The sequence below is a fragment of the Vibrio sp. 10N.261.52.A1 genome (assembly GCF_002876325.1).
Lineage (GTDB): Bacteria > Pseudomonadota > Gammaproteobacteria > Enterobacterales > Vibrionaceae > Vibrio > Vibrio chagasii.
Genome location: NZ_MCYD01001062.1, coordinates 1 through 8795 on the forward strand (window position 1 = coordinate 1; position 8795 = coordinate 8795).

General features: G+C 42.1%; 5 protein-coding genes. 4 read left to right on the forward strand and 1 reads right to left on the reverse strand.

What is annotated here, in order from left to right; all coding sequences use genetic code 11:
* The first annotated feature begins 87 nt into the window (after nt 1–87).
* The 4 genes from BCT81_RS22975 to xthA all read left to right on the forward strand — a co-directional run bounded on the left by BCT81_RS22975 (nt 88) and on the right by xthA (nt 6045).
* Complete coding sequence (locus BCT81_RS22975) at nt 88–3261, forward strand: type I restriction endonuclease subunit R (protein WP_102425970.1); 3174 nt, start codon at nt 88–90, stop codon at nt 3259–3261.
* Nucleotide 3262: 1 nt separating this feature from the next.
* On the forward strand, nt 3263–3544 hold the full coding sequence (locus BCT81_RS22980) for a hypothetical protein (RefSeq protein ID WP_102425971.1): 282 nt from the start codon (nt 3263–3265) through the stop codon (nt 3542–3544).
* A 537-nt stretch (nt 3545–4081) separates the two neighbouring features.
* Nucleotides 4082–5101, forward strand: a complete 1020-nt coding sequence (locus BCT81_RS22985; protein WP_102425972.1) for a tyrosine-type recombinase/integrase — start codon at nt 4082–4084, stop codon at nt 5099–5101.
* 137 nt (nt 5102–5238) lie between these two features.
* Nucleotides 5239–6045 (forward strand): exodeoxyribonuclease III, encoded by an 807-nt coding sequence (gene xthA / locus BCT81_RS22990; RefSeq protein WP_102425973.1) that lies wholly within the window; start codon nt 5239–5241, stop codon nt 6043–6045.
* A 40-nt stretch (nt 6046–6085) separates the two neighbouring features.
* On the opposite strand, the gene BCT81_RS22995 is transcribed toward xthA, so the two are convergent.
* Nucleotides 6086–8795, reverse strand: a 2710-nt coding sequence (locus BCT81_RS22995) for an ImpA family metalloprotease (RefSeq protein ID WP_241908262.1), incomplete at its 5' end; no start/stop codon positions are given.

Consider the following 8795-nt stretch of genomic DNA (forward strand, 5'->3'; position numbering starts at 1 on the left):
GACAATGTTGATGTGATAAAAAATTCTCAGATTCAGCTAAAAAATCTATCACAAATAATTTTACAAAGGATCTCGAAGGCTTAATTAATGAAATTCACAGAAGAAAGGCTAGAGCAAGCCATCATTGAACTGCTAGGGAAAGAAGGCTACCCCCATTCTCGTGGTGAAGCGATTGAGCGATCACCTGAAGATGTGCTGATTAAGCCCGATCTTCGTGAATTTCTAGCCAAACGTTATCAAGCGGAAGGTATTACAGCCTATGAGATAGAGCAAATTATCCATAAGCTTGAGTATCTTCCAGCTTCGGATCTCTACGATACCAACAAAGCCATAATGAAGTTTGTTTCTGATGGCTTTTTGCTCAAGCGTGAAGATGCAACTCAGAAAGATTTATATATTCAGCTTCTAGACTACGTTGACCTAGAGAACAACCGCTATCGCATCGTTAACCAAATGGAGATACAAGGCTATGAGCTGCGTATCCCTGATGGGATTCTTTACATTAATGGCTTACCTCTTGTGGTGTTTGAGTTTAAGAGTGCCATTCGTGAAGAAGCGACTATCTATGATGCGTATAAGCAGTTAACCACTCGTTATGATCGAGATATCCCTGAACTATTCAAATACAACGCACTGTGTGTGATTAGTGATGGTGTGAACAGCAAAATGGGGTCGTACTTTGCCCCATACGAGTTCTTTTACTCTTGGCGTAAAGTTACAGGTGAAGAAAAGCTAAACAAAGACGGTATTGATTCATTGTTTACAATGATCAGCGGCTTGTTTAACAAGAAACGACTCACTGAAGTGATACGTCACTTTATCTACTTACCTGACACCTCAAGCAAACAAGAAAAGATTGTTTGTCGTTATCCTCAGTATTACGCAGCAACAAAGCTTTTTGCCAATATCAAACAGCATATGAAGTGCTTTGATGAGCACGGGAAACTGGTGAGTGGTGACGGTAAAGGTGGTACGTATTTCGGTGCGACTGGTTGTGGTAAGAGCTACACAATGTTGTTCTTATCTCGTCTACTGATGAAAGATGTCGAATTGGGTAGCCCAACGATAATTCTCATCACTGACCGCACCGATCTGGATGATCAGCTTTCAGGTCAGTTCACCAATGCAAAAGGTTACGTGGGTGATCAAAACATCATTAGTGTAGAGAGTCGTGCTGAACTTCGAGAACATCTGAAGGGGCGTAAAAGTGGTGGTGTATTCCTGACTACCATCCATAAATTTACGGAAGATTTGGAGCTACTGACTGAGCGAACCAACGTCATTTGTATCTCGGATGAAGCGCACCGTAGCCAAACCAATTTAGAACAGAAAATTACCGTTACTGAAGACGGCGTGAAAAAGACTTACGGCTTTGCTAAATATCTTCACGACTCTTTACCAAACGCTACTTATGTCGGCTTTACTGGCACACCGATTGACGCAACACTGGATGTTTTTGGTGCGGTTGTAGATAGCTACACAATGACCGAATCGGTTTACGATGAAATTACCGTTCGTATCGTTTATGAAGGTCGAGCTGCAAAAGTGCTACTTGATGGTCGCCAGCTTGATGAAGTCGAAAAATACTATAAAGAGTGTGAAGACGCTGGAACGAACGAATATCAAATAGATAAAAGCAAAACGGCGATGGCGAGTATGTCTACCATACTAGGCGACCCAGATCGTATTAAAGCCATAGCGAAAGACTTTGTTGAGCATTATGAGAATCGTGTTGAAGAAGGCACGACTCAAAAAGGCAAAGCAATGTTTGTTTGTAGCAGCCGTGAAATCGCTTATCAGTTCTATAAGGAACTGCTTGAGCTTCGCCCTGAGTGGGATGAAGTAAAAGTCTGTGAAGACGGTGCAACTCTATCAGAAAGTGATAAGAAGAAAGTGAAGCCGATGGAACGAGTCAAGATGATTATGACTCGTAACAAAGACGATGATAAAGATCTCTGGAACAAACTCGGCAATAAAGAGTACCGTAAAGAGCTGGATCGTCAGTTTAAAAATGGTAAATCGAACTTCAAAATCGCTATTGTTGTCGATATGTGGCTAACGGGCTTTGATGTGCCGTTCCTCGATACCATCTACATTGATAAGCCTTTGCAAAAACATAATCTGATCCAAACTATTTCGAGAGTAAACCGTAAATTTGAAGGTAAAGAGAATGGTCTGGTAGTCGATTACATCGGCATAAAAAAACAGATGAACCTTGCACTTTCCCAATACACAGCAGGGCAAGATCAGAACTTAGAAGACATTAAACAGTCGGTCATTATCGTTAAGGATCACCTGAGCCTGTTGGATGGGCTGTTCCATAAGTTCGACTCTAAGCCCTACTTCAATGGTACGCCACTAGAGCAGTTACATTGCTTGAATGCCTCGGCTGATTTTGCACTTAGAACCAAGAAGTTTGAAAAGACGTTTATGGATCTGACCAAACGCCTTAAATCCGCTTATGACATTTGTGTGGGTAGCAGTGAGCTGTCCAAAGAGCATAAGGACAAGATTCACTATTATCTAGCGGTTCGAACCATCGTATTTAAGATCACTACAGGTGGTGCGCCAGATGTTGACCAAATGAACCGTAAGGTACGTGATTTGGTCAAAGACGCACTAAAGAGTGATGGTGTTGAAGAGATATTTAAACTGGGTGAGAAAGATGGTGGTGAGATTGATATCTTTGATGATGATTATCTTGCCAAATTGGAGATGGTGAAACAGCCAAACACCAAACTTCAACTGCTTCAGCAAATGCTTGCCAAAGCGATCGGTGAGTTCAAAAAGACCAATAAAGTTAAAAGTGTCGATTTCACCAAGAAGATGAATATGTTGGTCGAAAAGTACAATGAGCGTGATGAAAAGGATGTACTTCGCTCTGAAGTAATCAATGATTTTTCTGATGAAATTATCAACCTCTACAATGAACTACGTGCTGAGATGGCCTCGTTTGGTGAAATGGGGATAGATTTTGAAGAAAAAGCGTTTTACGACATCCTCATTTCATTAGCTCATAAGTACGACTTTACCTACCCAGAAGAGAAGTTGCTTGACCTATCTAAAGAGGTGAAGAAGGTCATTGATGATAAAGCTAAATACACCGACTGGAACAAGCGAGACGATATCAAAGCTGAATTGCACTTTGATCTGATCATTTTGCTCGATGAATGGGGTTACCCACCGATTGATCGTGATGAAGTGTATAAAGAGATTTTTGAGCAGGCTGAGAACTTTAAGAAAAATAGAGGGGTTAATTGATATGAATGACCCTGACATTTTTCTTACCGATTTTGAGATTACTGAGACAACAGAGTATGTTCACGCAGTATTAGGCCGTTATCTGATTGTTGCGACTCGCTTTGATAGTCTATGCGATCACGCCTGTGTACTTATAAGATTTAAAAGCCGTGACCTATCGCTTTCTGAGTTGGAAGTGGTCAAGTTTCGTGCTTTAGCACGTAATATACAAAAGATAGTACCCAAAGGTACACTGCCAGAGCTATTTAATATTTTAAAGCTAAGGACGCAAGAAACTCAATAGCTCATGAGCTTTGTAAAGGCTTAACAGGTTGTATCGACACAAAAGTAACGGATTTAGAGCTTATACGTATGGTTCAAGAAGTTATTGAACCCATAACACTAGCTGATTACTGGATATCATATTATCTATCAATTGCTAACGAAGAACCTTTACTTCAAACAACCTCTGCCGCATACAGCCAGCGAATTGTAAATTGGGTTCTTGATGAAAACTGCTTATGTTAAACGCGGTCTAGTTTGCACTGGTGAAAAGACATAAATATGCAATAGTGGTGATTTATAACCAATTTAGATGCAGTGGATTTTAATTTAGTATAATTAGTCCTTGTCTAATTTCTGTCCAAAAGCCTGCTAGAACGGTAATAATTAATTTTCTACTAACAAGAACACTGCCCAGTATGTCCCGCGCAAAGTAACTGTCGTGTAAAATTCACGAGAGTCCTTCAATCAACATGTTTGCATATGCGTATTTAAAACATTGCCTACAAAAACCACCCGAATTAAACTGTATTTATAACCAGCAGTTTCGGGCTTTTTTATGTCTATCAGAAACCTTAAAGATGGCAGCAAGAAACCTTGGCTTTGTGAGTGCTATCCGCAAGGCTACAAAGGTAAACGTGTTCGTAAACGCTTCGCCACCAAAGGCGAAGCGAGCAACTATGAATTCTACTTAATGAAAGAGATTGTGGACAAACCATGGTTAGGTGAAAAAACCGATCACCGCCGTCTGTCTGACTTGGTAGAGTTATGGTTTAAGCTTCATGGCCAGAACCTAAAGTCTGGCGAACACGCAAAAAACCGCATGCTGCACATTTGCAATGAATTGAATAATCCCATCGCTTCACATTTATCTTCGCGAGATTTCGCCCACTACCGTTCAACCCGAACCAACAAAGGTCGAGGCCGTGAAGGTAGCCTTTCCGTCAGCTCAAACAATGGTGATATTGCCTGGTTAAAGTCCATATTCAATAAGTTAATCAAGCTCAAGGAATGGAAATTACCTAACCCTGTTGATGGCGTAGAGCCCATTAAAAAAACAGAGTCTGAAGTTACTTTTTTAAGTGAAGAACAAATTATGCACTTGTTTGAGGTTATTAAAGAAAGCAAAGTCAGTGAAGAGCTCACTACCATTTTCAAAACCTGTTTAGCGACTGGGGCACGTATCAATGAGGTAGTCGAAATGAGAGGAAGTCAGTTGCTTAAGCACAAGCTGACTTTCACTAATACTAAAGGTAAAAGAAACCGAACCGTTCCAATATCGCATAAACTTTACAAAGAGCTTCACAAGCCAACAAATGATAAGCTTTTTAGCTGCGGTTATGGTGTAGCGCATAAGTGGCTAACAAAAGCCCTACCCGATTTACCAAAGGGTCAAGCAACTCATGTTTTGCGCCATACTTTTGCCAGCCATTTTATGATGAATGGTGGTAATATTTTAGTTTTGCAGAATATTCTGGGGCATCAAAAAATTGAGCAAACCATGATTTATGCTCACTTTTCCCCAAACCATTTAAGTGATGCAATCACCTTTAACCCCGTCACTCAATACAGCCTATAACACCCTAAAAAAGTGGCGATGAAATGGCGATGAAATTTATTAAGCATGGTTAAATACGGTTAACCATGACATTCACTAAATCAGCAATCCCTTGATAAACAAGCAATCATAAGGGTTTGCAAGAGGTATAAAAATAAATGAAAGTAATTAGCTTCAACATCAATGGCCTAAGAGCTCGCCTTCACCAACTGCAAGCGGTTATCGACAAACACCAACCTGACGTGATTGGTTTACAAGAGATCAAAGTGCACGACGAGGCCTTCCCAATTGCTGATGTTGAAGCAATGGGCTACAAGGTTTACTTCCACGGGCAAAAAGCACACTACGGTGTTGCTATGCTGTGTAAGCAAGAACCTATCTCTGTACAGAAGGGTTTCCCAACAGACAATGAAGACCATCAAAAACGTATGATCATGGCGACGTTTGAAGATGAAAATGGCGAAAAGGTTACTGTGCTAAATGGCTACTTCCCTCAAGGGGACAACATCAAGCATGAAACCAAATACCCATACAAGCGTGAGTTCTACAAAGACTTGATGACCTACCTGAACGACTATCACAACAAAGATGAGCAGATCATCGTGATGGGTGACATCAATATCAGCCCTATCGATGCAGACATAGGTATCGGCGAGCCAAATGCAAAACGTTGGTTGAAAACGGGCAAGTGTTCATTCCAGCCTGAAGAGCGTGAATGGCTAAAAACATTGATGGATTGGGGCTTCGTAGATACGTTCCGTCAACTACACCCAGAAGTCACAGATCAATACTCATGGTTTGATTACCGTTCAAAAGGTTTCGTGGATAACCGCGGCCTGCGTATTGACGTTGTACTAGCAACTCAGAAACTTGCTGATAAGTGTACGGAAGCAGGCATCGACTACGAACTGCGCGGTATAGAAAAACCATCAGATCACGCGCCAATTTGGTCGACGTTTAAATAAAATAGTCAGGGGGCATTTGCTCCCTGATTATTTCCCGAGTCTAATTTATTGGCCAAGCCGTTGAGCCATCAACACTAATTGGTCTCTTAGCAAACTCATCAACACAATATCCTTGGTTTGAACTTGCAAAATAGGTTAACGGCATTGGTACTAAGCTCATAGTCGCGACTTGTTGCTTCGCTTTATCCGAGAAGTTGAAGCCCCACATATCTAAATAGTTCCTCATATCGCGCTCGTTCACATAGCTTAATGCAATCAACAACCAGTCATTATTGGTGATTTGGTTTGCTTCATCTCTAGAATAGCTATCAAATCCAATCGTCTGTTTATTGGTGTTCCAAAGCTCATCGCTGGATTTAAGGCGGTTAAACTCACGTTCAATCAAGTGAAGTCGCCCAAGCATATGCCAGCCGTAATCCAATACGCCCTGCTCTTGTACCAACATCATCATTTGAATGAAGATTCTTGCTCCCCAACTCCAGCTCGTTTGGTTTTGCTGCGCCATATAGGCGTTTGGGTCTGGTTGATTTCGACTTTCCTGCAAAAGCTCATATTGGCCTTTGAAGTCTAACCCCTGACATGAAGATACTTTTCCTGTATCCCGATAGTATTGGGACTTACTGTAGTACGAGTAATAATTGGTCGTAGCGTGCCCATCCCAACCGCTAAACCTAAATCGACCACGCTCTAAGCCATGCCCTAACTCGTGAAGATCACCATGCCCTAATGGATGAAACGACCAGTAGGCATCATACGGGTTTCCTGAACAACCATAGCCACAGTTAGCTTGGTCTGCGTTCATATGCTTTACAATGTCAATGGTCGCAATTTCCCAGCCCTTTGCCTCTCCGTATTGATGTATTTCAGCAATTTCATCAATACCCGGCCCTTTAAAGCCTGCAAGTGCATGAGGAAAGTTATGTACATAACGCTCTGTGGCGAGAGCCATATCATGAGGCTGAGCCCAGTCATCTGAACCGATAGATTCCTTCATTTTTTCCAGCTTTGAGTGAACTTCAAACCCTGGGGTAATTAGCTCAGCCCAATCAAAATTTCCTTCTTCGAGCTGTGCTACAAAGCTGTCGTTGTCAGCTTCACTTCTCCAGACAGGGTGCTGAGCAACATGCTCGAACTTCAACTCGACGTTGATATCATTCTTGTCAAAATGAACCTGTAGCGTTCCACCATAAGCAGAAGTAAGAGAAATCGTCTCTCCCGGTTTCACTGGATAGGTTACCGAGGTTAAAAACTTTGGCCGAGCGTAACCGTCATTGCCTGAAAACTCGTGTGTCGCGCCGCTACGCAATGTATTAAATGCAATAGACGTAGCCACATCGTTATTGTCTAAGCGAGTCACCTTGATTGTCTTACCCGACAAGGCATACAAACCAGCGGATCGGAAGTTTCTTTTAGACTCCAAAGCAATGGTTTTCGTGACGAGCGGTACATTATCAAAGCTCTTGGTACTAAAGTTACCTAAACTTGGTTGCGCCGCGTTATACAGTCGACTGTTGTATGACACGTAATCACTGTAGTAAGAACGAAGAAAATCAATCCTCTCTGTCACGCCCTTACCCATTGGGTACTGAACATCTTGACGGTAGTGGTCAGCAAGTAGCAATAACAGCTTTTCATACTCATAATCATCCGTTGCAAACAGATCGACCTTCTTGCTATCCAGCGACGTTAGGTGCGCGCGAATGCTGTTGGCTGCGGTATAGAACTCTTCATCCATATTGGATTCATCAGGGCAAGATTTGTCATCACAGGTACTTAAATCAACGGTGAAACTGTCGTCTTTCAGTCTTTGTAAAAGCGCTTGTTGTTGAACAATATTGTCCGGCATCTGATTAATGAGCTGTGTCGAGTCCCAGTTAGACAGGCCAAGCTTACGCCAATAGTTATCACCTACATAAGTCATGTGCATTTCAGCAAACAAGGCGTTGCCTAATTCCGTCATACCGCCATCAAGGTGCAAGTACAGCACCGGAATGTTTTTATTAAACGCTAAACGTACCCCTTCTATAACATCTTCAATACTATCTCCGGTATTCAGCTTTTGAGACAAAATCAACAAATCAGGGTTATTGGCTTCAAGACACTGGCTTAACTGACTGCCATCACAAGCGTTATCAGCGTTGGTAACCATAGAAGCATTAACATTGTCGGTTAACCAGTTTCGTGTCGCTTGATCATCTGGGAAGTAATGAGACTGATCGAGCTGGGCTAACACGACATTTTGGGGCTCATCTGTCCCTGAAACCCAGGTAACCAAATTCTTCAACCAAGTGTTCATTTCTTCATTAACAGAATCGGGGAAACGTTGCTTCGTTCTAAAAGGGTTGCTCGCGAGTGCTGCATAACGCCCTTTACTCACGGTATAGCCCGCAACACCAACCACCAGCTCTTGATCGGAGTAGCCGTCTTGCATCGCTTTGTTTGTTTTCAAAATGACATCGTTAAAGCCATAGGTGGGTAAAATAATGGCGGTGTCATGCGTTGGATCCCAGTGGAGATTACGTAATGACTCACCTTCTGAGCTTTGAGATAAGGCTTGTTTAATCTTATTGTAATCTTCGTTGTATTGAGCAACTAACGCTTGGCTTGCCTCAATGAACTCGGAGGAATTAACAACATAAGAAGCATTGCCAGTTGACAAGGCTTTTTGAACAGCGGTTTGTGGGATTGGGGTAATATCTGGATCACCGCTTCCATCACCGTCGTTACCTCCTCCACCAGAACCACCAGAA

Bases quoted from the DNA above. Each gene is read 5' to 3' on its own strand.
- BCT81_RS22975 (WP_102425970.1), top strand. From the start codon at position 88: ATGAAATTCACAGAAGAAAGGCTAGAGCAAGCCATCATTGAACTGCTA.
- BCT81_RS22980 (WP_102425971.1), top strand. From the start codon at position 3,263: ATGAATGACCCTGACATTTTTCTTACCGATTTTGAGATTACTGAGACA.
- BCT81_RS22985 (WP_102425972.1), top strand. From the start codon at position 4,082: ATGTCTATCAGAAACCTTAAAGATGGCAGCAAGAAACCTTGGCTTTGT.
- xthA (WP_102425973.1), top strand. From the start codon at position 5,239: ATGAAAGTAATTAGCTTCAACATCAATGGCCTAAGAGCTCGCCTTCAC.